This window comes from Pseudacidovorax intermedius, from assembly GCF_001476815.1.
GTDB classification, from domain to species: Bacteria; Pseudomonadota; Gammaproteobacteria; order Burkholderiales; family Burkholderiaceae_C; genus Xenophilus; species Xenophilus intermedius_A.
Genome location: NZ_LDSL01000267.1, coordinates 1 through 946, shown reverse-complemented (window position 1 = coordinate 946; position 946 = coordinate 1). Strand labels below are relative to the sequence as shown.

The following is a 946-nucleotide window of genomic DNA, read 5'->3' as shown; positions in this document are numbered from 1 at the left end:
TGCCGGCACCTTGATGACGGGCTGGCGCAGCAGCTGGGCCACTTCGTCGGCGCAGGGCGTGTCCCGCAGCGCGGTATCGAAGAAGTCCCGGTCGAAGGTCACCGACAGCATGTCCATGCCGGTGGGCATGTGGAACATGAATTCCTCGCCGCCACGCAGGAAGAACAGGCTGTGGGCGTCCGCATCGCGGCCCTGCATGCGCACGCTGCCCGGCACCGCGATGGGCACCGCGAAGCACACGCGGCCGGCCGGCGCCTCGCCCTGCTGCACCACGCGCTGGTTGATGCGCTCCCGAAAGACGTGGCAGCGCTCGCTGGACAGCTGCTGCAGCGAACTGTCCAGTGCCCCGGCCGTCAGCTGGCTGTAGAGCTGGCGCCATTGCGTCACCGACGCGGCATGGGCATGCAGGTCCTGGAAATGGTGGATGCTTCGGTTCATGGCGCAGGCCTTTGCTCGGTACTTGTCTGATCGACCAATATTTATTGCCGTTTTTTCGCAAGGCGAAAATTCTGCATTCGACGCATGCGGTGCCGCACCCGGGAAACCCCTGCGTCACGACTTAGCTCCAGAAGAGCCCGATCAGGGAGCGCTCAGCTTCTCCGACGGAAACGCACTACGTTGCGAAATTTCATCCAAGCAACAATCGTGCAAACCGTGGCAAGGCCGGCGAGCACCGCGCCGGTGCAGGTTCGGCAGGGCGTGCTTGCTGATTTGGGCTAACGCCATCGGCCAGGGCCATCCACACTCCGGCCGCCCGAACACCGGCAGACCACCATGACCCAGACCCTGAACCATTTCATTGAAGGCGCGCACACCGAAGCGTCCGACGGCGGGCGCCTGCGCCTCGTCAGCCCCATCGACGCCGTCCCTTATCCACATCTGACGCTGCCGACGAAGAGGAAACGGTAAGTCTCGGGTGGGCCCGGTCAATAAAAAAAAAAAAAAA

At 63.2% G+C, this 946-nt stretch carries 2 protein-coding genes; both read right to left on the bottom strand.

From position 1 onward, the window contains the following. On the bottom strand, positions 1–438 hold a 438-nt coding region (locus NS331_RS25145), incomplete at its 3' end, for an AraC family transcriptional regulator (RefSeq protein ID WP_502263814.1). 141 nt (positions 439–579) lie between these two features. Next, a partial coding sequence (locus tag NS331_RS27020) for a hypothetical protein (protein WP_206597368.1) occupies positions 580–946 on the bottom strand: 367 nt, incomplete at its 5' end.